General features: G+C 70.6%; 25 protein-coding genes and 1 tRNA gene. 16 read left to right on the top strand and 10 right to left on the bottom strand.

The features are described from left to right. The first annotated feature begins 17 nt into the window (after positions 1-17). Complete coding sequence (locus tag AC07VM_RS00370) at positions 18-3047, top strand: alpha-mannosidase (protein WP_494909551.1); 3030 nt, start codon at positions 18-20, stop codon at positions 3045-3047. Between the two features lie 7 nt (positions 3048-3054). Here AC07VM_RS00370 and AC07VM_RS00365 read toward each other — a convergent pair whose 3' ends face one another. The 5 genes from AC07VM_RS00365 to AC07VM_RS00345 form a co-directional block, all read right to left on the bottom strand. Next, positions 3055-3297, bottom strand: a complete 243-nt coding sequence (locus AC07VM_RS00365; protein WP_494909550.1) for an acyl-CoA carboxylase subunit epsilon — start codon at positions 3295-3297, stop codon at positions 3055-3057. Continuing rightward, a complete protein-coding gene (locus tag AC07VM_RS00360; protein ID WP_416383316.1) occupies positions 3294-4883 on the bottom strand; it encodes an acyl-CoA carboxylase subunit beta in 1590 nt (529 codons plus the stop codon). Before AC07VM_RS00360 ends, AC07VM_RS00365 begins: the two co-directional genes overlap by 4 nt. A 90-nt stretch (positions 4884-4973) precedes the next feature. Beyond that, positions 4974-5912, bottom strand: coding sequence for a hypothetical protein (locus tag AC07VM_RS00355; RefSeq protein WP_494909549.1), 939 nt, complete (start codon positions 5910-5912; stop codon positions 4974-4976). 78 nt (positions 5913-5990) lie between these two features. Next, positions 5991-6683: a phosphocholine cytidylyltransferase family protein gene (locus AC07VM_RS00350; protein ID WP_267415223.1), complete on the bottom strand. Its 693-nt coding sequence runs from the start codon at positions 6681-6683 to the stop codon at positions 5991-5993. A gap of 348 nt (positions 6684-7031) precedes the next feature. Then, on the bottom strand, positions 7032-7727 hold the full coding sequence (locus AC07VM_RS00345) for a hypothetical protein (protein WP_494909548.1): 696 nt from the start codon (positions 7725-7727) through the stop codon (positions 7032-7034). A 79-nt stretch (positions 7728-7806) separates the two neighbouring features. On the opposite strand from AC07VM_RS00345, the gene AC07VM_RS00340 reads away from it, so the two are divergent. The 3 genes from AC07VM_RS00340 to AC07VM_RS00330 are packed head-to-tail and all read left to right on the top strand — an operon-like array spanning position 7807 to position 10644. After that, entirely contained in the window at positions 7807-8796 is a 990-nt protein-coding gene (locus AC07VM_RS00340) for an ABC transporter ATP-binding protein (protein WP_494909547.1), read from the top strand. Beyond that, positions 8772-10337: a hypothetical protein gene (locus tag AC07VM_RS00335; RefSeq protein ID WP_494909546.1), complete on the top strand. Its 1566-nt coding sequence runs from the start codon at positions 8772-8774 to the stop codon at positions 10335-10337. The genes AC07VM_RS00340 and AC07VM_RS00335 overlap by 25 nt, the downstream gene beginning before the upstream one ends. Before the next feature lie 40 nt (positions 10338-10377). Further along, positions 10378-10644 (top strand): DUF3039 domain-containing protein, encoded by a 267-nt coding sequence (locus AC07VM_RS00330; protein WP_028503536.1) that lies wholly within the window; start codon positions 10378-10380, stop codon positions 10642-10644. Between the two features lie 2 nt (positions 10645-10646). Here the strand turns inward: AC07VM_RS00330 and AC07VM_RS00325 are convergent, their stop codons facing one another. After that, positions 10647-11972, bottom strand: coding sequence for a nicotinate phosphoribosyltransferase (locus AC07VM_RS00325; protein WP_494909545.1), 1326 nt, complete (start codon positions 11970-11972; stop codon positions 10647-10649). Between the two features lie 63 nt (positions 11973-12035). Here AC07VM_RS00325 and murI point away from each other — a divergent pair, with 63 nt between their 5' ends. From murI to AC07VM_RS00305, 4 genes are all read left to right on the top strand, one after another. Then, on the top strand, positions 12036-12866 hold the full coding sequence (gene murI, locus AC07VM_RS00320; RefSeq protein ID WP_267415218.1) for a glutamate racemase: 831 nt from the start codon (positions 12036-12038) through the stop codon (positions 12864-12866). Between the two features lie 78 nt (positions 12867-12944). Beyond that, positions 12945-13682, top strand: coding sequence for a ribonuclease PH (rph, locus tag AC07VM_RS00315; RefSeq protein ID WP_494909544.1), 738 nt, complete (start codon positions 12945-12947; stop codon positions 13680-13682). A gap of 2 nt (positions 13683-13684) precedes the next feature. Continuing rightward, a complete protein-coding gene (rdgB, locus tag AC07VM_RS00310) occupies positions 13685-14278 on the top strand; it encodes an RdgB/HAM1 family non-canonical purine NTP pyrophosphatase (RefSeq protein ID WP_494909543.1) in 594 nt (197 codons plus the stop codon). A 102-nt stretch (positions 14279-14380) separates the two neighbouring features. Next, entirely contained in the window at positions 14381-15301 is a 921-nt protein-coding gene (locus AC07VM_RS00305) for a cation diffusion facilitator family transporter (protein WP_494909542.1), read from the top strand. A gap of 51 nt (positions 15302-15352) precedes the next feature. Here AC07VM_RS00305 and ligD read toward each other — a convergent pair whose 3' ends face one another. After that, a complete protein-coding gene (gene ligD, locus AC07VM_RS00300) occupies positions 15353-17326 on the bottom strand; it encodes a non-homologous end-joining DNA ligase (RefSeq protein ID WP_494909541.1) in 1974 nt (657 codons plus the stop codon). 58 nt (positions 17327-17384) lie between these two features. Here ligD and ku point away from each other — a divergent pair, with 58 nt between their 5' ends. After that, entirely contained in the window at positions 17385-18194 is an 810-nt protein-coding gene (gene ku, locus AC07VM_RS00295) for a non-homologous end joining protein Ku (RefSeq protein ID WP_267415213.1), read from the top strand. A 38-nt stretch (positions 18195-18232) separates the two neighbouring features. On the opposite strand, the gene AC07VM_RS00290 is transcribed toward ku, so the two are convergent. The 3 genes from AC07VM_RS00290 to AC07VM_RS00280 form a co-directional block, all read right to left on the bottom strand. Further along, the gene (locus tag AC07VM_RS00290) at positions 18233-19012 is read right to left on the bottom strand and encodes a DedA family protein (RefSeq protein ID WP_267418572.1); all 780 of its coding nucleotides are present in this window, start codon (positions 19010-19012) and stop codon (positions 18233-18235) included. A 96-nt stretch (positions 19013-19108) separates the two neighbouring features. Next, positions 19109-19190 (bottom strand) — tRNA-Leu (locus AC07VM_RS00285). 74 nt (positions 19191-19264) lie between these two features. Further along, entirely contained in the window at positions 19265-19450 is a 186-nt protein-coding gene (locus AC07VM_RS00280; protein WP_494909540.1) for a hypothetical protein, read from the bottom strand. Between the two features lie 178 nt (positions 19451-19628). Between AC07VM_RS00280 and AC07VM_RS00275 the strand changes: the two genes are divergently transcribed. From AC07VM_RS00275 to AC07VM_RS00245, 7 genes are all read left to right on the top strand, one after another. Beyond that, the gene (locus AC07VM_RS00275; RefSeq protein ID WP_267415211.1) at positions 19629-20816 is read left to right on the top strand and encodes a TadA family conjugal transfer-associated ATPase; all 1188 of its coding nucleotides are present in this window, start codon (positions 19629-19631) and stop codon (positions 20814-20816) included. Then, the gene (locus AC07VM_RS00270) at positions 20813-21670 is read left to right on the top strand and encodes a type II secretion system F family protein (RefSeq protein WP_494909539.1); all 858 of its coding nucleotides are present in this window, start codon (positions 20813-20815) and stop codon (positions 21668-21670) included. The genes AC07VM_RS00275 and AC07VM_RS00270 overlap by 4 nt, the downstream gene beginning before the upstream one ends. Continuing rightward, positions 21667-22605, top strand: a complete 939-nt coding sequence (locus tag AC07VM_RS00265) for a type II secretion system F family protein (RefSeq protein WP_494909538.1) — start codon at positions 21667-21669, stop codon at positions 22603-22605. The genes AC07VM_RS00270 and AC07VM_RS00265 overlap by 4 nt, the downstream gene beginning before the upstream one ends. A 71-nt stretch (positions 22606-22676) precedes the next feature. Further along, a complete protein-coding gene (locus AC07VM_RS00260; RefSeq protein ID WP_494909537.1) occupies positions 22677-22856 on the top strand; it encodes a hypothetical protein in 180 nt (59 codons plus the stop codon). 1 nt (position 22857) lies between these two features. Next, positions 22858-23259: a TadE/TadG family type IV pilus assembly protein gene (locus AC07VM_RS00255; RefSeq protein WP_494909536.1), complete on the top strand. Its 402-nt coding sequence runs from the start codon at positions 22858-22860 to the stop codon at positions 23257-23259. Continuing rightward, positions 23228-23683, top strand: coding sequence for a TadE family protein (locus AC07VM_RS00250; RefSeq protein WP_494909535.1), 456 nt, complete (start codon positions 23228-23230; stop codon positions 23681-23683). The genes AC07VM_RS00255 and AC07VM_RS00250 overlap by 32 nt, the downstream gene beginning before the upstream one ends. Then, positions 23680-24093 carry a pilus assembly protein TadG-related protein gene (locus tag AC07VM_RS00245; protein WP_267415204.1) on the top strand — a complete coding sequence of 138 codons (414 nt, stop codon included), beginning with the start codon at positions 23680-23682 and terminating at the stop codon, positions 24091-24093. Before AC07VM_RS00250 ends, AC07VM_RS00245 begins: the two co-directional genes overlap by 4 nt. Positions 24094-24124: the final 31 nt, after the last annotated feature.

Below are 24124 nucleotides of genomic sequence, written 5' to 3'. Positions count from 1 at the left end.
TCAGCGATCGGATCCCGGTGCACGACGACTCCGCCCTCATCGAAGCGCGCATGGAGCGTTTCGTGGTGGAGCGACTTCGTCCGGCCCTCTACGCGAGCACGACCCCGGTCTCCCTGGAGGCGTGGACGGCCCCCGCCGAGCCGGTGCCGTTCGAGGAGGCTCGCGCTCAGGCCTATGCGCCCTTCGCCGTCGGCTCGCCCTGGGGACGCGCCTGGAGCACGATGTGGCTCCGGCTCACGGGGATGATCCCGGAGGTCGCGGAGGGACGACGGGCCGAGCTGCTGATCGATCCGGGGTTCGACGCCGCGGAGCCCGGTTTCCAGGCCGAGGGCACGGTGTACCGGCCCGACGGCTCGATCGTCAAGGCCGTCGAACCCCGCAACGCGCACGTCCCGCTCGAGGGCGCGGCCGGCACCGCGTTCGAGCTCTACCTCGAGGCCGCGGCGAATCCCGACATCGCCCAGGGCTTCCAGTACTTCCCACCGACCGCGCTGGGCGAGTGGCAGACGGCGGGGGACTCACCGCTGTACACGTTCCGCCAGGCGGACATCGGGATCCTGGACGAGACGGTGTGGGAGCTCCTGCAGGACGTGGCCGTGCTGCGCTCGCTGCACGCCGAGCTCCCCGTGCACTCGTCGCGCCGGGCGGAGATCCTCCGCGCGCTCGAGCGGATGATCGACGCCTGCGACCCGGACGACATCGCCGGCTCCGCATCCGCCGCGCGCGACGAACTCGTGGACGTGCTGTCGCGCCCGGCCGCGGCTTCGGCGCATCGCGTGCACGCCGTCGGCCACGCCCACATCGACTCCGCCTGGCTGTGGCCGGTGCGCGAGACCCAGCGCAAGGTCGCGCGGACCTTCTCGAACGTGCTCTCGCTCCAGCAGGAGGACCCCGACTTCGCCTTCGCCGCCTCCTCGGCGCAGCAGTACGCCTGGATGAAGCGCCATCAGCCCGAGCTCTTCGCCCGGATGCGGGTCGCGATCGCGGAGGGGCGGTTCGTGCCGGCAGGCGGCATGTGGGTCGAATCCGACACGAACCTGCCGGGTGGCGAGTCGCTGGCGAGACAGTTCCTCCGCGGGAAGAGGTTCTTCCTGGAGGAGTTCGGTGTCGAGCCGCTCGACGTGTGGCTGCCGGACTCGTTCGGATACTCCGCAGCGCTGCCGCAGATCGCCAGGAGCGCCGGGGCGCGCTGGATGCTGACGCAGAAGATGTCGTGGAACGAGACCAACCGGATGCCGCACCACACGTTCCAGTGGGAAGGGATCGACGGCACGCGGATCTTCACGCACTTCCCGCCGGTGGACACCTACAACGCGCAGCTCACCGGCGAGGAGCTGGCCCGCGCCGAGCGCCAGTACGCCGAGAAGGGACGGGCGAACACGTCGCTCGTGCCCTTCGGCTACGGGGACGGCGGCGGTGGGCCGAACCGGGAGATGCTGGCCGCGGCCGCACGGCTGCGGTCGCTCGAGGGATCGCCGACCGTGACCCTGTCGACGCCGCGCCGCTTCTTCGAGGCGGCCGAGGTCGAGTATCCGGAACCGCCCGTCTGGACCGGGGAGATGTACCTCGAGTTCCACCGCGGCACGTACACGTCGCAGGCGAGGACCAAGCGCGGGAACCGGCGCAGCGAGCACGCGCTGCGGGAAGCGGAGTTCTGGGCGACGGCCGCCGCGCTCCGTGGCGGCGCCTACCCGTACGACGAGCTCGACGGACTCTGGGAGACCGTCCTGCTGCAGCAGTTCCACGACATCCTCCCCGGCAGCTCCATCGGCTGGGTGCACCGGGAGGCGGAACGGCGCTACGACGAGGTGCTCGCCTCGACGGAGCGCATCATCGCGGGGGCGCTGGCGACCGTCGCCGGTTCGGGGGAATCCGAACTGGTGGCGAACGCGGGGCCCTTCGCAGGGGAGGGAGCGGCGGCGATGGGGATCGCCGCCGTGCAGGGCGCTGGGGTCCCTGCGACGGTCGCGCGGACGACGAGCGGCTTCGTGCTGGAGAACGAGCACCTCTCGGTGTCGGTCGACGGCTCGGGCCTGGTGACGTCGCTCGTCGCCCGCGCGACCGGGAGAGACGCGATCGCGGCGGGGGAGCGGGGGAACCTCCTCCAGCTGCATCGTGATACGCCGACTCGATGGGATGCCTGGGACATCGACGAGCACTACCGCCGTCACGTCATCGACGTGACGGACGTGGTCTCGATCGACATCGTCCCGCATCCCTCGTCGGCGATCGTCTGCGTGGTCCGTGATCCGGGGGGCTCACGGATCACGCAGACTCTGACTCTCGCGGCCGGATCCACGGCACTCGACATCGAGACCACGGTGGACTGGCACGAGCGCCAGAAGCTGCTGAAGCTGGCGTTCCCCTTCGACGTGCACGCCGACCGGGCGACCTCGGAGATCCAGTTCGGCCACGTGCACCGCCCGACGTACGCCAACACCTCCTGGGACGCCGCGCGGTTCGAGACGGTGGCGCATCGCTGGGTGCACGTCGGCGAACCGGGCTTCGGCGTCGCGGTGGCGAACGACGCCACGTACGGCCACGACATCACCCGGACGCCGCGGGCGGGAGGCGGCACCACGACGACGGTGCGCCTGTCCCTGCTCCGCGCGCCGCTGTACCCCGATCCGGAGGCCGACCAGGGCGAGCACACGTTCCGCGTCAGCGTGCGTCCGGCATCCTCCCTCGCCGATGCCGTCCGCGAGGGGTACCGGGTGAATCTGCCGGTGCGTCCGCTGCGCGGCACCGGCCCCGTCGAGCCTCTCCTCACGGTGTCCTCCGACGCCGTGGTGGTGGAGGCCGTGAAGCTCGCCGAGGACCGCAGCGGCGACGTCGTGGTGCGGCTCTACGAGGCGCACGGCGGGCGTGCCGCGGCGACTCTGCGCTCCGCGTTCGACTTCGACGCGGTCGTCGCGACCGACCTCCTCGAGCGTGAGACCGCGGAGTCCGCGATCCGCACGGTCACGCCGCAGGCCGTGCAGCTCGAGCTGCGGGCCTTCCAGCTGGTGACGCTCCGCTTCCGCCGGCCTTCGCTCCCCGGCGTCTGAGGCGCCGTCAGCCCGAGAACCGTCCCCAGGGGATGTCGCGGCGCAGCGGACGGCGCAGCGGGCGCTGCGTGCGCGTCCAGGCCGACACCGCGGGCTCGTCTGCGACGGCATCCGCGGCCTCGGTCGCATACGCCTCGCTGATCACGGCGATGAGGGCTGCGAGCTCCTCCTCGGTCGCCTCGCCGCGCGTGATCTCGAGCATCGGCGCGACCTGGTCCGCCGCGCCGGCCTGTGCGTCGTCCCCGGTCACAGCGGGATGTTCCCGTGCTTCTTCGGGGGCAGCTCGGCGCGCTTACCGCGCAGCGCGCGCAGTGCCTTCGCGATCGAGACGCGGGTGTTCGCCGGCTCGATGATGCCGTCGAGCTCGCCGCGCTCGGCCGCCAGGAAGGGCGACGCCACGTTGTAGGTGTACTCGTTCGCGAGGCGGGTGCGCACGGCCGCGACGTCCTCGCCGGCCTCCTCGGCCTTCTTGATCTCGCCGCGGTAGAGGATGTTGACGGCACCCTGGCCGCCCATGACCGCGATCTCGGCCGTCGGCCACGCGAGGTTGACATCCGCGCCGAGCTGCTTCGAGCCCATCACGATGTAGGCGCCGCCGTAGGCCTTGCGCAGGATGACGGTGACGAGCGGCACCGTCGCCTCGGCGTAGGCGTACAGCAGCTTGGCGCCGCGGCGGATGACGCCGGTCCACTCCTGGTCGGTGCCGGGCAGGTAGCCGGGCACGTCCACGAGCGTGACGATCGGGATCGAGAAGGCGTCGCAGAAGCGCACGAACCGGCTGGCCTTCTCGCCGGCCTCGATGTTCAGCGTGCCGGCCATCTGCGAGGGCTGATTGGCGATGATGCCGACCGAGCGGCCCTCGATGCGCCCGAAGCCGATCACGATGTTCGGAGCGAACAGCGGCTGGACCTCGAGGAAGTCGCCCTCGTCGACGACGTGCTCGATCACGGTGTGGATGTCGTAGGGCTGGTTGGTCGAGTCGGGGACGATCGTGTTGAGGACGCGATCCGCGTCGGTCGTCTCGAACTCGAAGGCGCTCTCGTACGAGGGCAGCTCCGCCATGTTGTTGTCCGGCAGGAAGCTGAGGAGCGTGCGGGCGTAGTCGATCGCGTCGTCCTCGTCCTCGGCGAGATAGTGCGCGACGCCGGAGCGGGTGTTGTGCGTGTAGGCGCCGCCCAGCTCCTCCATGCCGACGTCCTCGCCCGTGACCGTCTTGATCACGTCGGGGCCGGTGACGAACATCTGGCTGGTCTTGTCGACCATGATCACGAAGTCGGTGAGGGCGGGGGAGTACACCGCACCGCCGGCCGCCGGGCCCATGATGATCGAGATCTGCGGGATGACACCGGAGGCGCGGGTGTTCAGGCGGAAGATCTCGCCGTACTTGCCGAGCGCGACGACGCCCTCCTGGATGCGCGCGCCGCCCGAGTCGAGGATGCCGATGCAGGGCATGCCGCCGGCCAGCGCGAACTCCATGATCTTGACGATCTTCTCGCCCGCGACTTCGCCGAGCGAGCCGCCGAACGTCGAGAAGTCCTGCGAGTACACCGCGACGGTGCGACCGTTGATCGTTCCGACGCCCGTGACGACCGAGTCGCCGTAGGGACGGGAGCGATCCATGCCGAAAGCGGTGGTGCGGTGGCGCACGTACTCGTCGAACTCGACGAAGCTCCCGGGGTCGACGAGCAGCTCGATGCGCTCGCGGGCGGTCATCTTGCCCTTGGCGTGCTGCTTCTCCTTCGCCTTCGCTTCTGCGTCGACGACGGCTTCGGTGTAGCGAGCGCGCAGGTCCGCGATCTTGCCGGCGGTGGTAAAGAGGTCGGGCTTGTCCGTCACGGATTCCACCCTAGCGTCGCCTCGGCCCCGTCTGTTGGATGCTCGGCACAACGGGTCGGCCGATCCTTTGGCGACGTGCGCGCAGTGCCGTCACTCCTCGGCGTCGCCCTGCTCCAGCTCCGGGTCCGTCTTCGGGCGGCGGCCGACGGACAGCGCCTTGCGTCCGACCCACTCCACACCGCGCACGGTCGTGCCTGCGGCGCCGACGACCGCGTTGCCGGCGTAGCGTGCGCCGCGCAGCATCCGCATCTCCATCTTCTCGGCGCCGGGCACCGGTTCCAGCTCGAGGGGCAGGTCGATCGGTGCCGCTCCGAAGGCCCGGTGCGAGGTGGTCAGCACCCGACGCCCCAGGATGTGGTTGCCGGCCCCTCCGATCGCGGCGCCGATCCCGAACGGGAGAGCCTTGCCGATGACGGAGGCCCCGCCTTTGGCGGCGAACTGCTTCACGAACATGCTCTTGAGCTGGTCGACCAGCGGACCGACCGCGGCGCGGGGGAGCGACTTCGTGACGAGCTCGCCCCAGTACGACGATCTGCTCCCGCCACGTCCGGCCACCTGTCCGGCGAGCTGTCCGACCAGGTCGACGCCCTCCTTGCCGAGCATCAGCGTCATCACCAGAGCCCGCGCGCGGTCGGGGTTCGCGACCGCGATGCCGTGCACCTCGGCGACCGACTGCGCGAACAGGGCGGTCGACTCCACGAAGCCGACGGTCTCGACGCCGGAGAGGGCGAGCGTGACGCCGGTCCCGATGCCCGGGACGACGGCGGTCGCACCCACTGCGGCCCCGCCGGTGGTCACGGCGGCGAGGTAGCGCCGTTCCAGGATGCGGATGATCTCCGCCGGCGACGCGTGGGGGTTCCGCAGGCGGATGCTGCGGATGTGCGCCAGGACGAGGGGGCGCTGGATGGACAGCACACGATCGAGGCCGCGCACCATCATCGGGTGCTCCGCCGAGCCTGTCGGCGGCACGCCCTTGTCCCACGGAGAGTCGTCCGGGAGGGAGTGGATCTTGTGCACCTTGGGAGCCATGGTGTGATCCTAGGGAGCCAGACCGCGAAAACGCCGAACGCCCGGCTCCGCGAGGGAGCCGGGCGTTCGTGAGACGGATCAGACGAAGAGGTTCGCCCGCTCGAGGTCTTCCGCGAAGTCGACCTCGACCGCGTACAGGTCGGAGACGTCCATCGGCTCGAGCAGCAGGCCGTCCTCGGCGATCGCGAGCTCGAGGCCGCGCTCGAAGTAGTCCTGGTCCTCGACGCGCTGCAGCTGGCGCATGAACGCCTTCTTGTGCGTGGAGGAGATGTAGTTGATGCCGACGGCCTCGCCGAGACCGCCCTTGACGGTCTTGGACAGCTCGTTGATGTAGCCCTCGGCCGTGATCGTGTACTTGACCTCTTCGTCACTGACCTTGGAGGTGTTGACGGTCACGAAGGACTGGTCGCGCTCGATGTACTCGAGCGCGCGGCCGAGGATCATCGGGTCGAACACCACGTCGCCGTTCATCCACAGCACGCCGCCACGCCCCGTCGCGCCGAGGGCGCGGAGCAGGCTCTTCGAGGTGTTGGTCTCGTCGTAGCGCTCGTTGTGGACGTAGTTGACCTGCGGGAAGGCGTCGATAATGGTCTCGGCGCGGTAGCCGACGACGGTGGTGATGCGGGCGTCGGACCCGAAGGCGGCGCGGATGTTGTCGTGCTGCTGGCCCATGATCGTGCGGCCGTCGCTCAGTTCGGTGAGCGGCTTCGGCAGCGCGCGGCCGAGGCGCGAGCCCATTCCGGCGGCGAGGATGACGGTCTGAAGAGTCACGAGTGCTCCTAAAGGAAGTTGTGTTCACGGTCGATTAACCGACCAGACACTTCGTCGTGCCGCGTTCATGCTAGCGATCCAGGCTGGGAAGCCCCGGGTCAGGGGCACCCCTGTTGCCATTTCGTGACCGAGTACACACCGGACGCACAGGCTTCCGCTCGTCGCTCGATCCCCGCCGATTCTCGCGATACGAGGGCAGTTTATTGCGCGGCGGGCTCGGGATGCAGCCACCCGTTGATACCGTAGGACGGTGACTGCCTCCCCTGACGACCGCACCGCCCAGGTGGAAGATACCGAGACCACGCCGCAGAAGGCGTCGGTGAAGAGCGCGCCGACGGCGAAGCCGGCTCAGGAAGGCGCATCGGACGCCGAGAAGACCACGCCGAAGCCCGCCGCGAAGAGCCCGGCTGCCAAGAAGTCGACCGCGCCGCGCACGCCCGCGAAGTCCGCTGCGGCGAAGCGCACGCCCGCCATATCGGCGACGTCGAAGACCACCGCGGCGAAGACATCAGCGGCGAAGTCCTCCGCGGCGAAGACATCAGCGGCGCGGACCAGCACCGCGAAGACCAGCACCGCGAGGGCTGCTGCCGAGAAGGCTGCTCCGACCGCGGACGTGGTGGTGGAGCCCCTTCCCCAGGCACTGGCCGACGGTGCAGGCGACACGCCCGTCGCGTCGCCTGCTCCGAAGCGCACGGCCTCGACCGCGCGCAGCGCGGCGGCGAAGAACACCGCGGCGAGGACCGCAGCGGCGAAGACCGCCTCCTCCACGACGGCCGCAGCGCGCGCGTCCTCCGCGAAGCCGGCGTCGGCGAAGTCGACCGCTGCCAAGACCACGGCCGCGAAGTCGACCGCTGCCAAGACCACAGCGGCGAAGACGGCCGCCGCCAAGACCGCCGCGGCCAAGGCTGCGGCGGCGAAGTCGACCGCACGGACGGCGTCCGCGAAGACCGCATCCGCGAAGACCGCTGCGGCGAAGACCGCTGCGGCGAAGACGGCCGCGGCGAAGGCTGCGGCCGCCAAGGCGGAGAAGGCTGCGGCGGACAAGGCGGCGAAGGAAGCGAAGGCGAACGCGGAAGCGGCTCCGGTCGTAGAGCAGGTTTCGGTCGTCGAGCAGGCTCCGGTCGTGGAGGCTCCCGTCGTCGTGGAGGCTCCCGTCGTCGTGGAGGCTCCGGTGGTCGAGCAGGTCCCCGCGGCGGAGGCGCCGGTGCCGACCAGGGACGAGGCTGCTGAGCCGCTGGTCGTCGTCGATGCCGAGCCGGTGCGCGAGGCGGAGTCCGTCGAGGTCGTGGAGGCCGTCGCGGATTCCGACGATGCGGCCGCGGAGGCCGCCGGTCACATCGATCACACGTCAGGCAGCGAGGCGATCCGCATCCGCGGTCTCGTCAAGCAGTTCGGCGACAACCGCGCCGTCGACGGGATCGACCTGACCGTCCCCGCCGGATCGTTCTACGGGATCGTCGGGCCCAACGGCGCCGGTAAGACCACCACCCTCTCGATCGTCGCCGGTCTGCTGCGCGCCGACGAGGGCAGCGTCGTGATCTGCGGCGTCGATCAGGCCGCGAAGCCGCAGGCGGCGAAGCGGCTGATGGGTGTGCTGCCCGACCGGCTGCGGACCTTCGACCGGCTCACCGGTCGCCAGCTCCTCTACTACTACGGTCTGCTGCGCGGCCTCACCGCGGATGTGATCGAGAAGCGCGCGGCCGATCTCGCCCGGGCGTTCGATCTCGGCGATGCGCTCAGCCGCGTGGTCTCGGACTACTCGGCCGGCATGACGAAGAAGATCATGCTCGCCGGCGCCATGATCCATTCGCCGCGCGTGCTCGTCCTCGACGAGCCGTTCGAGTCGGTCGACCCGGTGTCGTCCGCGGTCATCCTCGACATCCTGCGCGCTTACGTCTCGCACGGCGGTACCGTCATCCTCTCCAGCCACGGCATGGACCTGGTCGAACGCGTCTGTTCACGGGTGGCCATCATCGTCGGCGGAGAAGTGCTCGCCGAAGGCACGATCGACGAGGTGCGCGCGGGGCAGACCCTCGAGGCGCGCTTCGTCGAACTCGCCGGTTCCAGCGGAGAGGTGGAGGGGCTCGAGTGGCTGCACACGTTCTCCGACTGAGGTTCGCGCTCCTTGTCGGCTCGTTGCGCGGCGATCGTCGGGTCCGGGCGCTCCTCGCGTTCGCGGCCGTGGCCGCCGTCACGGTCGCGGTGTGCCTCGCCGTGTTCAGCCTCGCGGGAGCATCGGTGCCCGTCGCCCGCGCCGTCATGGTCCTGGGTGGGGCGGCACTGCTCCTCGGCTTCCTCGTCGGGCCGATCCTCGTCGGCGCGGTGGATCAACTCGACCCGCGACGTTTCGCCGTCTTCGGCGTGGATGAGCGCCGGATGCCGGGTGTGCTCGCGCTGGCGGCGTTCATCAGTGTGCCCAGCCTCGCGCTCCTGGCCGTGTACATCAGCGTCTGCATCGTCGCGATCGGTGCGGGCACGCCCTGGCCGCTCGCCGTCCTGATGACGCTCGTCGGCGTGATCACGACCGTCCTCGTCTCCCGGATCGGCATGGCGGTGAACGCGCTCCTGCTTCCGGAGCGCCGTTCGCGCGAGCTCACCGCGCTGTTCGCTCTCGCGCTGATCGTGATCGCCTTCCCTGTCGCGGTCTTCTTCGGCTCGCTGCGCTGGGACGGTCATGTGCCCGACGCGCTGGCGACGCTGTCGACCGCGTTCGGCTTCACCCCGCTCGGAGCCTCGCCCGCGTTCCTCTTCGCCGCGGCCGTGGGTGACACCGCGGGCGCCTGGGTGAGCGGTATCGTCGCGATCCTCACCGTCGGCCTCCTGTGGCTGGCCTGGTCCTGGCTGGTCCGGCGTCTGCTGACGACCACGGAGCGCCCGGTGGCCGCGCGCGAGCGCACCGGCCTCGGCTGGTTCGGACTCTTGCCCTCCAATGCGTTCGGTGCGATCGCGTCCCGGAGCCTCGTGTACTGGCTCCGCGACCGCCGCTACATCATGAACCTCATCGTCGTCCCGGTCGCGGGTGTGCTCACCGTGCTGCCGCTCGTCGTCGCCGGCGTCCCGATCGAGATCGCCGCGCTCGTGCCGGTCCCCGTGATGGCCCTCTTCTTCGGATGGCTCCCGCACAACGACGTCGCCTACGACTCGACGGCGCTGTGGACCCACGTGGCGAGCGGTGTCCGTGGACTCCCCGACCGTCTCGGTCGCCTCATCCCCGTTCTCCTCGTGGCCGTCCCGGTCCTCGCGATCGCGGTGCCGCTCTCCCTGCTCCTGGTGGGGAGCTGGGGCCTGCTCCTGCCGCTCGTCGGCCTCGGAGCGAGCCTGCTGTTCAGCGCGCTGGGCATCTCGAGCATCGTCTCTGTCGTGGCTCCGTACGCGGTCTCCCGTCCCGGCGACAGCCCGTTCCAGCAGCCGCAGCGCCCGACCTCGCGCGGAGCCTACGGCCCGGCCGCGGCGTTCCTCGGAGCGATCGTCCTGAGCGTGCCGACCATCTGGCTGTTCGCGGCCACGATCGTCGAGGGCTCCGCCTACGCCCCGGCGACGTTCTGGGTCGGACTCATCGTCGGCCTGCTGGCACTGGCGGCCGGCGCGGCGATCGGCGGGCGCATCTTCGAGCGCAGCGGCGAGCGGCTGATGGAGTTCGTCGAGACCGCGTGACAGCCGCCCGCGAGGGGCTCGACGCCGCTAGACTCACGGGATGAGTACTCCGCTGGACAGCCCCGATCAGGGCGGCGTGGCAACGCTTGATCGCGAACTGGAAGAGCTCCTCCGCGAGGAGAATCTCGAACCGGGCGACCATGAGCGCTTCTCGCATTACGTGAAGAAGGACAAGATCCTCGAGTCCGCGATCACCGGCAAGCCGGTGCGCGCACTGTGCGGCAAGAAGTGGACCCCGGGCCGCGACCCGGAGAAGTTCCCGATCTGCCCCACGTGCAAGGAGATCTACGAGTCGATGGTCGGCTGAGGTCAGTCGGCCTCGACGTACACGGTGGGAATCGCCGGGTCGGACTTGCTGAGCGCGAGAGCGCGCACCGGAAGCTCCTCGCGCACGCGCAGATGATGCGCCCGCGCCGCTGACGTCCCCTCGACACCCTCGTGCGCGGTGTCGATGTCACCGGCTTCGACGAACGTCACCTGCAGCGGGCGACCGTCGGGGTGCTCGGACGGGGTGTCGAGCTCCTCGAAGCCGTCCGAGACGACGACGGTCTCGGCCGTCGCGACACCGTCGAGGAGCGTCCGGAACGCGGCCTTGCGTCCGCCGTACGAAGCCTTGTCGGCCGAGGCCTTGGCGACGCCGATCCAGGCGCCGCCGGCATCCTGTCGGGCCACCAGCTTGTAGACCATGCTCGCGGTCGGGTAGCCCGATCCGGTGACCACGGAGGTCCCGACGCCATAGGCGTCCACCGGCGACGCCGCGAGGGCCGCGATCGCATACTCGTCGAGATCGCTGGTCACGGTGATGCGGGTCTCGGTGGCGCCGAGCTCGTCGAGCTGCGCGCGCACGTCGCCGGCGACGATCGGAAGGTCGCCCGAGTCGATGCGGACACCGCCGAGTCCGGTGCCGGCGACCCGGATCGCGGTCTCCACGCCGGTGCGGATGTCGTAGGTGTCGACGAGCAGGGTCGTGCCGACGCCCATGCTCTCGACCTGGGCGCGGAACGCCTCCTCCTCCGTGTCGTGCAGCAGCGTCCACGAGTGGGCGGCGGTGCCCATGGTCGGGATGCCCCAGCTCCGTCCGGCCTCGAGGTTGCTCGTCGCGCCGAATCCGGCGATGTATGCGGCACGCGCCGCGGCGACGGCCGAGCGCTCGGCGGCGCGGCGCGAGCCCATCTCGGCCAGGGGCCGCTCACCCGCGGCGATGCTCATCCGCGACGCGGCCGTGGCGACCGCGGAGTCGTGGTTGAGCACGCTCAGGGCCAGGGTCTCCAGGACCACGGCGTCGGCGAACGTCCCCTCGACGGTGAGGATGGGGGAGCCGGGGAAGTAGAGCTCGCCCTCGCGGTAGCCGCGGATCGAGCCCGTGAACCGGTAGTCCTCGAGGTGCTTGATGGACGCGGCGTCGACCACCTCCTCGTCCCGGAGGAATCGCAGCTCGTCCTCGCCGAAGCGGAAATCACGGAGCAGACCGAGCAGGCGCCCGGTGCCGGCGACGACGCCGAAGCGGCGCCCTCCGGACAATCGTCGCGAGAACAGCTCGAAGACACTGGGGCGGAAGGCGGTCCCGTCCCGGAGCGAGGCGGCGAGCATCGTCAGCTCGTAGCGGTCGGTGAGCAGCGCCGTCGACGTGGTCATGCGCTCAGCTTAGTGAGCGTGCGGATGCACACGGCGGTGCGCACGCGGGTAGGCTGGGGAGTCATGAACGACGCGCCGATCGGGATCTTCGACTCCGGTGTCGGCGGGCTCACGGTGGCGCGGGCCATCCGCGCCCAGCTGCCCCGTGAGTCGTTCGTCTACATCGGCGACACCGCGCACTCGCCGTACGGGCCCAAGCCCATCGCCGACGTCCGTCGCTACTCCCTCGAAGTCCTCGACACGCTCGTTGACCAGGGCGTGAAGATGCTGGTGATCGCCTGCAACACCGCATCGGCAGCCATGCTCCGCGACGCCAGGGAGCGCTACGACGTCCCGGTCGTCGAGGTGATCGGACCGGCCGTGCGCCGTGCCGTCTCCACCACGCGCAACGGGCGCGTCGGCGTGATCGGAACCGTCGGCACGATCGGATCCCGCGCGTATCAGGACATGCTCGAGGTCAACGAGCGGCTGCAGGTCTTCACGGCCGCCTGCCCGCGCTTCGTCGAGTTCGTCGAGGCGGGGATCACGGGAACGCCCGAGGTGCTGGCGGTCGCCGAGGAGTACCTGGCGCCGCTGCGCGAAGCCGAGGTCGACACGCTCGTGCTCGGCTGCACGCACTACCCGTTCCTGCGCGGCGCCATCAGCTACGTCATGGGCGAGGGTGTCACGCTCGTCTCGAGCGACGACGAGACGGCGGGCGACGTGTACCGTCAGCTGGTGCGGGGCGACCTCCTCGCGTCGCCCGATGCCACGGCGACCTACGTCTACGAGGCCACCGGCGCCTCGACCGACGACTTCACCGCGCTGGCCAACCGACTCATGGGGCGCGAGGTCCGTGACGTGCAGCTCGTCCAGACCGGCGTGATCACGCTCCCCGAGACCGTCTTCGAGTAACCCGTCCTCGCACGTCCTCTGTTCCACCCCTCCGTTTCACCGACACCGACTTCACCGACACCGACCCGAGAGAAGCACATGACCGACATCGTCCGCGTCGACGGCCGTTCCACCGATCAGCTGCGCGAGATCACCATCGAGCGCGGCTGGAGCGCACAGGCCGAGGGATCGGCCCTGATCAGCTTCGGCGGCACGAAGGTGCTGTGCACGGCATCCTTCACCAACGGCGTGCCGCGCTGGCTCACCGGCAAGGGCAAGGGCTGGGTCACGGCGGAGTACGCCATGCTCCCTCGCGCCACGAACAGCCGCAACGACCGCGAGAGCGTGAAGGGTCGCATCGGCGGGCGCACGCACGAGATCTCCCGCCTCATCGGCCGCGCCCTGCGCGCCGTCGTCGACACGAAGGCGCTCGGCGAGAACACCATCGTGATCGACTGCGACGTCCTCCAGGCCGATGGCGGGACGCGCACCGCGGCCATCACGGGCGCCTACGTGGCCCTGGCCGACGCGATCGAGTGGGGCCGGGAGAAGAAGTTCATCGGCAAGAACTCCACGCCGCTGCTCGACTCCGTCGCCGCCGTCTCGGTCGGGATCATCGACGGCGAGCCCATGCTCGACCTGGCATACGTCGAGGACGTGCGCGCGGAGACCGACATGAACGTGGTCGTCACCGGACGCGGACTCTTCGTCGAGGTGCAGGGGACGGCGGAGGGCGCGCCGTTCGACAAGCGCGAGCTCGATGCGCTGCTCGAGCTCGGCGTGGCCGGCTGCGCCGACCTGAAGGGCATGCAGCTCGCCGCGCTGGCGGGGGAGTGACGATGCAGGTCGTCCTCGCGACCCACAACCCGCACAAGGTCGCGGAGTTCCAGCAGATCGTCGCGCAGGCGCGTCCCGATCTCGAGATCATCGGCTACGACGGTCCGGAGCCCGTGGAGGACGGCGTGACGTTCGCCGAGAACGCGCTCCTCAAGGCGCGGGCGGCCGCGGCGCACACCGGACTCGCCGCCCTGGCGGACGACTCCGGCATCTGCGTGGACGTGCTCGGCGGCTCGCCCGGAGTGTTCTCCGCGTACTGGGCGGGGCAGAAGAAGGATGCGGCGGCGAACCTCGAGCTCCTGCTCGATCAGCTGCACGACATCGCCGATCCGCACCGGGCCGCGCACTTCACGTCCACCATCGCGCTCGTCTGGCCGGACGGCCGCGAGCAGGTCGTGGAGGGCCGCTGGCCCGGTCGCCTGGCCCACACGGCCTCGGGCGGAGGCGGGTTCGGCTACGACCCGATCTTCATCCCCGACGGCCAGCCCGAGGGACGGGAGCGCACGGTCGGCGACTTCACGGCGGAGGAGAAGCAGGCGCAGTCGCATCGTGCCCGTGCCTTTGCCGAACTGGTTCCGCTCCTCGCCGGGCTCTGAGCGCGGTGCTCCGGTGAACCGCAGGTGACGGTGAGAATCGTTACCCTTCCCGACTAGCCGGAACGGGCCTCCTGGCCCGGATTCCCGGTCTAGCCTGGTGGCATGCACGATCACGCACCCGCCCCCGGCGGCATCCGCTCGGCCAGCAGCCGACGCCTGCTGGCGATCTCGCTGTCGCTCACCGCGACCGTGATGGTCGTGCAGGTGGTCGGAGCGATCCTGACCGGTTCACTCGCGCTCCTCGCGGACGCCGCGCACATGTTCACGGATGCTTCGGCGCTCGTGATCGCGCTCATCGCGGCGACCGTCGCCGCACGGCCGGCGGATGATCGACGCACGTTCGGCTATCAGCGCGCCGAGGTGTTCGGGGCGCTGATCAATGCGGTGATCCTGATCGCACTCGCGTCCTGGGTGGCGATCGAGGGCATCGGACGCCTGGTGAACCCGGGTGACGTGGAGGTCGCCGGCGGACTCATGCTCGTCGTCGCGGTCGTCGGTCTGCTCGCCAACGCCGTGTCGATGTGGCTGCTCAGCCGCGCCCAGCGCACGAGCATCAACGTCCGCGGTGCCTACCTCGAGGTCATGGGAGACCTGATCGGGTCGGCCGCGGTCATCGTGGCGGCGGTGGTCATCCTGCTGACCGGATGGATGCCGGCCGACGCCATCGCCTCCCTGTTCATCGCGGCGATGATCATCCCGCGCGCGATCTCGCTGCTGCGGGAGGTGTTCTCCGTGCTCGCCGAGTCCGCGCCGAAGGGGACGGCCGTGAGCGATATCCGCACGCACCTCCTCGGCTACGAGGGCGTCACCGGGGTGCACGACGTGCATGTCTGGCAGCTCACGCGCGGGGCGCCGGTGTTCACGGCCCACGTCAGCGTCGACCCGCAGCTGCTCGCCGACGGACGCTCGACGCAGCTGCTCTCCGACATGCAGGCGTGTCTCGCCGACCACTTCGACGTGGAGCACTCGACCTTCCAGATCGAGCCCGCCGAGCAGTCGGACTGCGAACCGCACCACGCCTGACGCATCCGGCTGGGGCACCCGCCTGGGGCACCCGCCCGAGGCGCCCGCGGGTCAGTCCTCGACGACGATCTCGTCCGGGCTCTTGTCGGGACGGAGACCCCGCCACCGGGCATGGCGGAGCACCCCATCGGGAGTCCAGTTCGCGAACTCGACCTCGCCGACCAGTTCGGGGCGCACCCAGAGCGCATCGGAGGCATCGGGTCCGGGAACCCCGTCCAGAGGAGCCTTCGGCACGCGCAGAGGTTCGAGCCGGGCGAGGAGGTCGTGCAGGATGCGGTCGGTGAATCCGCTGCCCACGCGTCCGACGTAGCGCAGCCGGGTCGGACCGCCGCCGCTCCCTGACGGATCCGGCACGGCCAGGAGCAGCGAGCCGAGTGTGCTCTCACGGTCGCCCTTGCCCGGACGGATCCCCACGATCACGGCCTCCTGCATCCGCGTGTGCTTGAGCTTGAGCCAGGCGGGGGATCGCTGCCCCGGCCGGTACCTCGATCGCGGGTCCTTGACCACCACGCCCTCGAGGCCGAACTCGCGGCTCGCGTCGAGGGCGGCGTCGACGTCGTCGAACACGGGAGGGATCTGCAGCGGAGCGTCGAGGTCGGCGATGACGTCGTCGAGCAGCGTCCGGCGCTCGCGCAGCGGCATGTCCGTCAGGTCGTGGCCGTCGAGGCGCAGCAGGTCGAACAGCATGTACACGATCGGGGTGCGCACGACCTCGCGCTCGATCTCGCGGGGGCGGGTCAGATGCATCCGGTTCTGCAGCAGCGAGAAGCTCGGCCGGCCGTGGGCGTCGAAAGCGACGATCTCCCCGTCGACGACCGCATCCGCGACCGGGAGGAAGGGCGCGCCATCGGCGGTGAGCTCCGGATACCGGTCGGTGATGTCGGTGCCGCGGCGGGCATGGAGGCGCATCCGTCCGTCGGCCCAGGTGCCCATCGCGCGGATGCCGTCCCATTTCACCTCGACCCAGGAGGGGGAGCTCAGGCTGCGCGCGATCGCGGGCGTCCCGTTCTCGGCGAGCATCGGGTCCAGGGTCGGGACCGTGGCCCCGGCTGCGGGCGCGGGCGCGCTCCGTGGGCGATGCGAGGCGCGAGGGGGTGCTGCAGAGGGTGTCGCGGGAACCGGAGCGGATGCGGCGGCGAGCGGACGCAGCCCCGCCAGTGGATCGATGCCCGCGGCCGCACGGGCGAGCACCTCGTCGAGGTCGAGCTGAGCGAGGGCGGGGTCGTCGAGCTCTTCCCAGGTGCGGGGCGCGGCCACCCAGGGCTGGGCGCGCCCGCGGAGCGAGTACGGCGAGATCGTGGTCTTCTTGCCGTTGTTCTGGCTCCAGTCGAGGAAGACCCGGCCTCCGCGCACCGCCTTCGACATGACGCTCGTGGCGAGGTCCGGGTGATCGCTCTCGATCAGGCGTGCGAGCTCCTTCACCACGGCCGAGATCTCGTCGCTCGTCTGCTCGCCGGGCAGTGCCGCGTAGAGGTGGATGCCCTTGCTGCCGCTCGTGACGGGGAGGGGATCGAGCCCCATGTCCGTCAGGAGGCCGCGGGCGAAGCGGGCGACCTCGGCGCACTGCGCGAGCCCCACGCCGGGGCCGGGATCGAGGTCGAGGACGAGGCGGTCCGGACGGCCGGGTCGCCCGTCGGGGGCGAAGCGCCACTGCGGCACGTGCAGCTCGATCGCCGCGACCTGTGCGAGCCAGACCAGGGTCGGCACGTCGTCGACCAGCGGATACTCCTTGGGGCCGTCGGAGTGCTGGATGGCCTGCCGCGGGATCCAGTCCGGGGCTCCGGGCTCGAGCTGCTTGGTGAAGAAGGCGTCCGCCGGCGCATCCGCGGTCCCGACCCCCTCGACCCAGCGCTTGCGGGTGACCGGACGCCCGTGGAGGAGGGGCAGCATGAGCGGGGCGATGGCGCTGTAGTAGGCGATGATCTCGCCCTTGGTGGTGCCGGTCTCTGGGTACACGACCTTGTCGAGGTTGGTCACGCGCAGACGGCGACCGTCGACCTGCACGATCTGCCCTTGTCCGACCATGCAGCCAGCGTAGTCAAGGGTCTGGCCCGGACCGCTCCGCCTGGTGTTCACTGGTGTCATGAGGACGATCTGGAAGGGCGCGCTGACGTTCGGGCTCGTGAACGTGCCGGTGAAGGTGTATTCCGCGACCGAGGATCACGACGTGCCGCTGCATCAGGTGCACGAGAAGGACGGCGGGCGCATCCGCTACCAGCGCACCTGCGAGGTGTGCGGCGAGACGGTCGCGTACGCCGACATTGATCGCGCCTACGTGGACGACGGCCAGACGGTCGTTCTCACGAAGGACGACCTCGCCGCTCTCCCGGCCGAGAAGAGCAGGGAGATCGACGTCGTCGAGTTCGTCCCCTCCGATCAGGTCGATCTGCTGACGCTGGACAAGCCGTACTACCTCGAACCGGACTCGAAGTCCCCGAAGGCCTACGTGCTGCTGCGCAAGACGCTGGAGCAGACCGACCGCACCGCGATCGTGCGCTTCACGCTGCGGCAGAAGACGCGTCTGGCCGCGCTCCGCGTGCGGGGGAAGGTGCTCGTGCTGCAGACGCTGCTGTGGGCGGATGAGGTGCGCGAGGCGGCGTTCCCCGCACTAGACGAGGACGTGCGGATCTCGAAGAAGGAGCTCGAGCTTTCGGCGTCCCTCGTCGACAGCTACTCGGCCGACTTCGATCCCGAGGAGTTCGTGGACGAGTACCAGAAAGAGCTCCGTACCCTCATCGACGCGAAGATCGATGCCGGGGACACCTTCGACGTCGCCGAGACTTTCGGCGAGGCGGAGAAGGCCGCGGAGGGCGGAGAGGTCATCGACCTGATGGAGGCGCTGCGCGCCAGCGTCGCGCGCACCAAGGAGGAGCGGGCGAAGAAGTCCGGCTGAGCCACCGGCATCGGGTGGACCCGGCGCCGGTCGGACGCTCAGTGCTTGCCGTCGCCGTCCAGGTCGGGGGCGCGGTCGAAGACGTCGGCGTCGAGGACGAGTTCCTGCGCCTCCTCGGCGTCCGTCACCACGTCGTCACCGGCGTCCGCGGCCTTCTTGGCCTTGTAGCGCTCGGAGAAGTAATGCCAGACGGTGATGAGTGCGGTGCCGCCGACAGCGGCCAGCAGGATCAGGTCGATGTAGTCCTCGACGAACGTGGCCACCGGCGGGATGAAGCCGATCGCGTAGCCGAACATCGTGAGGCCGAAGCCCCAGAGGATCGCGCCGATGAGGTTGTAGAGCGTGTATTTGCGCCAGGGCATGTGGCCGACGCCGGCCGCGACCGGGGCGAACGTACGGACGATCGGGACGAAGCGGGCGAGGATCACGGTGATGCCGCCGAAGCGCTCGAAGAACGCGTTCGTGCGCTCGACGTTCTTCCGGCTGAACAGTCCCGATTCCTTCCGCTCGAAGATCGCGGGGCCGCCCTTGTGGCCGATGACGTAGCCGACCTCGCCGCCGATGAACGCCGCGAGTCCGATCAGGAACGCGACGATCCAGACGTTGATGCCGAAGACTCCGTGCTCCGAGGCGCCGATCGGGTGCGAGAGCAGACCCGAGATCACGAGCAGCGTGTCGCCCGGAAGCAGGAATCCGACCAGGAGCCCGGTCTCGGCGAACACGATGAAGCACACCACCAGGAGCGCCCAGGGGCCGGCCGCACCGATGATCGTCTGGGGGTCGAGCCAGGGGATGAGGGCGTTCGGCGCGTGCAGCATGGATTCGAGCACTGAGGGGTTCCCGTCGGTCGTGATTGGTCGGCGGTGCAACTGAGCGACAGCGCGGCACCCCCAAGAAGGCACCGTCGTCTCTCGTGCGGAAGGTGGGACTTGAACCCACACGCCCTGAGGCACAGGAACCTAAATCCTGCGTGTCTGCCAATTCCACCACTCCCGCGCGGTGGAACAAGTCTACTGACCGCGGAAACCTCCTATCTGGGGATCAGCCCGCAGTTCGCGCCGGCATCGTCGTCAGGCGTACGGGCCCGGCACGCGCGGCTCCTCCGGGTTCGGGGCCAGAGGCTCCGCGGGGTTCGGGGCGAGCGGCTCCTCGGGGTGCGGCGCGAGGGGCTCCTCGGGGTGGGGAGCCGACGGCTCGGTCGGGAAGAGCGGGGACGGCTCGTCGGGCTCGGTCGGAGTGGGAGTGGGATCGGACATGTGTGCTCCTTCGTTGGGGTGCGTGCCGTGCGGATGTGTGCGTGCGGTGTCGAGTCCAGCAGGGAGCGGGCGCGGCGTCTGCACCCTTGCGCTCTGGTGCGGGGTGTGGTGTCGAGGTGTCGCGGCGGGCTGTGGAGAACTTCACGGGCGGGTGACGGATTCTTGCGAGGATGCGGGTGTGAGTCATCCCTCCCTCCTGGTCGCCGAGCGGGTGCGGCTGCGCCTGCGTGCGGAGGGCATCGATCCCTCGATCGATCCGGATGCCGCCCGGCGCATCACCTACGCCGAGGTGCGCCGCTACGACGATCTCGCCCTCGCCCGCGGTGAGGCGCTGATCGAGGACGAGACGGCGTGCGTGCGCGACGTGCTCGCCGCGCTCAGCGGCTTCGGGGCGCTGCAGCCCCTGCTCGACGATCCCGGGATCGAGGAGATCTGGCTGAACGGCACGGGGCACGTCCACGTCGCGCGGGGCGGAGTGGCGGAGCGGACCGGGCTCCGCCTCGACGAGACCGCGGTGCGCGACCTCGTGGAGCGGATGCTGCAGTCCACCGGGCGCCGCGTCGACATCAGCCAGCCGTTCGTGGATGCGTCGCTGCCCGACGGATCGCGCCTGCACGTCGCGATCGCCGATGTCGTGCGGGGCTCCTGGGCGGTGAACATCCGCAAGTTCCTGCCGATGTACCGGTCCCTCGAGGCCCTGACGGACCAGGGGATGATGCCGCGGGCGGTGGCGGAGATGCTCCGGGCGGCGATGATCGACGGGCGCACGGTGATCGTGTCCGGTGCGACGCACGCCGGCAAGACCACGGTGCTCGGAGCGCTGCTCGCCGTCTGCGCCCCGTCCCAGCGCATCGTGACGGTCGAGGAGACGTTCGAGCTGGCGGTGGAGGGCCCGGATCTGGTGGCTCTGCAGGGACGTCAGGCCGGCCTCGAGGGCACCGGGGAGATCACCCTGCGACGACTGGTGAAGGAAGCGCTGCGCATGCGACCGGATCGGCTGGTCGTCGGTGAGGTGCGCGATGCGGAGGCGCTCGACCTGGTGCTCGCTCTCAACACCGGGGTTCCGGGGGCCTGCACGGTGCACGCGAACTCGGCGACGGAGGCGCTCGAGAAGCTCAGCATCCTGCCCCTGCTGGCCGGCCGCAACATCGATCGCGCGTTCATCGCCCCCGCCCTCGCGTCGTCCGTCGACCTCGTCGTGCACTGCGCCCGTGATCGCGCGGGGCAGCGACAGGTGCAGGAGATCATCGCCCCCACCGGCGAACTCGTCGACGGACGCATCCAGACCCGCCGCGCCTACCTCGACCCGACGGCGGCCGCACGCGCCGGGGACCTCGATCATCGGCGTCTCGGAGTCGCATCATGACGTTCCTCGTGGGGGCGCTGCTCGCGGCGGGCGTGCTGCTCTGCCTGTCCCCGTGGATGTGGCCGGCACGGGGCGACGAGGAGCGGATCGTCCGACGCGGTCGGCTGGTCCGTCTGATCGAGGAGGCGGGGCTCGACGCCCTCCCGTCGCGGGCGCTCATCGGTGTCGTGATCGCCACCGCCCTGATCGCCGCCTCCGCCGTCTGGCTCCTGACCGGTCTCGCCGTGCTCGCGGTGCTGAGCGGGGTCGCGGGAGGCGTCGCACCGATCGCGTTCCTGCGAGGACGGCGACTGCGGCTGCGACGGCTGCGGCGGCAGCTCTGGCCCGATGTCTGCGATCTCCTGATCGCGTCCATCCGCGTGGGACTGTCGCTCCCGGACGCGGTGGCGAGTCTGGCCGAGTCCGCACCGTCGGCGCTGCGCCCCGCGTTCCTCGTGTTCTCGCGGGATCTCCGGGCGAGCGGGCGGTTCGAGACGAGCCTCGACCGGCTGAAGTCCACGCTGGCCGACCCCATCGGCGATCGGATCGCAGAGACCCTGCGCATGGCGCGTCAGGTCGGCGGCACCGAGCTGATCAGCGTGCTCCGCGCCCTCTCCGCCTCGGTCCGTGCGGATGCCGCGCTGCGCGGCGAGGTCGAGGCCCGGCAGTCCTGGATCCGCGGCGCCGCGGTCCTCGGGGCGATCGCGCCGTGGGTCATCCTCGGACTGCTCGTGATGCGTCCCGAAGGAGCGTCGGCGTACGGCACCCCGGAGGGCATCGTCGTCATCTGCGTGGGCGCCGCGGTGTCCGTCGTCGCGTTCCACATCATGGTCCGCATCGGCCGGCTCCCCGAACCGCGGCGGTGGTTCGGGTGAACGACGTCTCGGCCGTCGCCGCGGCCGTGCTGATCGGTGGCGCCTTCACGGTCGGGGTGCTGAGCATGCTCTCTGCGCTGCCGCGGTGGCGGGCTGCTTCCCTGACCCTCCGGATCGGGCCCTATGTGCGCGACGTCGTGTCGGACGAGCTCCTGCCGCAGGGCATCCTCCCCGCGACGGGCGTGCTCCCCGCGAGCGCCCGCACGCTGTGGCACGGCGCCCGGGATGGATTCGAGCGGATGCTGGGCGGGGGAGAGGCACTCCGTCGACGCCTCTCTCGGGCGGGGCTGAGGAGGGAACCGGCGGCGTTCCGCGGACGACAGCTCGGCTGGGCGCTCGCCGGCATCGGTGTGGGAGCCGTCCTCCTCATCGTGCTGGCGCTCCTGGGCCGGCTTTCCGTCCCGACCAGCGTCATGCCGCTGCTGTGCGGCGCGTTGGCGGCCGCGGCCTACGACATGCAGCTCTCGGCGCGTGCCCGGGCCCGGCGGATCCGGCTCGCCGATGAACTCCCGACGACCCTGGAGTTCCTGGCGCTGTGCCTCTCCGCCGGTGAGGGATTCCTCGACGCGCTGCGCCGGGTGGCGGCTGTCGGCTCCGGCGAGCTGACGGCCGAGCTCCGGCAGGTGGTGCTCGCTGTCGGCACCGGGTCGCCCCTGGCCGACGCGCTGGGGGAGATGGCCGCCCGCCTCCAGCTCCCCGGACTGTCGCGTGCCGTGGACCAGGTGATCGCCGCCCTCGAGCACGGGGCGCCGCTCGCCGCGGTGCTGCATGCGCAGGCGGGCGATGCCCGGGAGGATGCGAAGCGCACGCTCATCGAGCAGGCCGGACGGAAGGAGATCCTCATGCTCCTCCCGCTGGTGTTCCTGATCCTGCCGCTGTCGGTGCTCTTCGCGATCTACCCCGGCCTGTTCATCCTCCGCCTCGGGATCGGCTGACGGCGACCTCGCGGCGGTGCGCCTGTGGATAACTCCGGGGTGGGAGGAGCGCCTCCGGGCAGACTTGCCGGATGATCACTCACGCGCGCTCGGCAGTCCGGAATCTGATGCAGGACGAGGCGGGTGACGTCCCCGGCTGGGTGCTCGTGACACTCATGACGGCGGGCCTCGTGGTGCTCATCTGGGCTGTCGCCGGACCGGCGCTGACGTCCCTGTTCGAGCAGGCGATCCAACGGGTCTCGGGGCTCTGAGGTGCGCGGCGATCGCCCGCTCGCAGACGATCGGGGCTCCAGCCCGGTGGAGTTCCTGCTGGTGGGGACCCTGCTCACGGCGCTCACCCTCGCGGTGCTCCAGCTGGCGCTCGCCGTGTACGTGCGCAATGTGGTCCATGACGCGGCCGTGGAGGGCGCTTACCATGCGGCCCTGGCCGACACGAGCCCGCAGGAGGGGATCGACCGCACCCGCGAGGTCATCTCCCGGGCGGTCGGCGGCGCCTACGCCGAGGACATCCGGGTCGGTACCTCGGGTGCGCCGCCGCGCGAGATCGTCGACGTCCGCGTCCGAACGACATTCCCGCTGCTCGGGCTGATCGGCGTCCCTTTCGCGATGGAGGTGGAAGCGCATGCTCCCGTGGAGACGTTCGGCGAGCGATGAGGAGGGATCGGCGGCACTCGAGTTCATCGCGGTCGGCGTCATCCTCCTCGTGCCGCTGGTGTACCTCGTGATCGCGCTCGGGACGATCCAGGAGCAGACTCTCGGCACGGAGGCGGCAGCGCGCCACATGGCCCGCGTCATCGCCGAGGCGCCCGACGCCGCCTCGGCATCGGAGCGGAGTGACGCGGTGCTCGCGGCCGTCGTCGACGAGTACGGCCTCGATGCCGCCGCGGTGGATGTATCGCTCTCCTGCACACCGGCCGGCGCCGGATGCCCCTCCGCCGGAGCGACCATCCTCGTCACCGTCGCGACGCGGGTGCGCCTCCCTCTGATGCCGGAGATGCTCGGCCTCGATCGATCGACGGCGGTCCCCGTGCAGGCCGACGCCGTGCAGAAGATGTCGCGGCTGTGGGGAGAGGAGTGAGGTCCCGGGGGAGCGAGGACGGCAGTGTCCTCCTGCTCACGCTCGGCTACGTGCTCCTCGCCCTCGCGGTGATCTTCGTGTGCGTGTGCGCCACAGACCTCTACATCGCCCAGAAGCGGCTGGACGCGCTCGCCGACTCCGCCGCGCTCGCCGGAGCGGACGGGTTCACGGTCGTCGCGGGCGACGGAGCCGTCCGCGCCGCACTCTCGGACGCCGGGGTCGAGGAGCAGGCGACCGCCCTGGTGGCGGAGCTGCCGGGAGAGGCGGCGGTCGTCAGGGCCGGCACGCCGGACGGTGTCTCGGCGCGGGTCACGGTCACCGCGGACTGGCACCCGCCGCTGCTCACCCTGTTCGTGCCCGACGGCGTCGCCCTGGAGTCGACCGCCACGAGTCGCACCGCGCTGTGGTGACGGCCCCCGCGGCGATGGTGTCGCGGGAAGA

The sequence above is a fragment of the Microbacterium sp. GW821-FHT01D02 genome (genome assembly GCF_059422585.1).
This window is presented reverse-complemented; position numbering and strand designations above follow the sequence as displayed.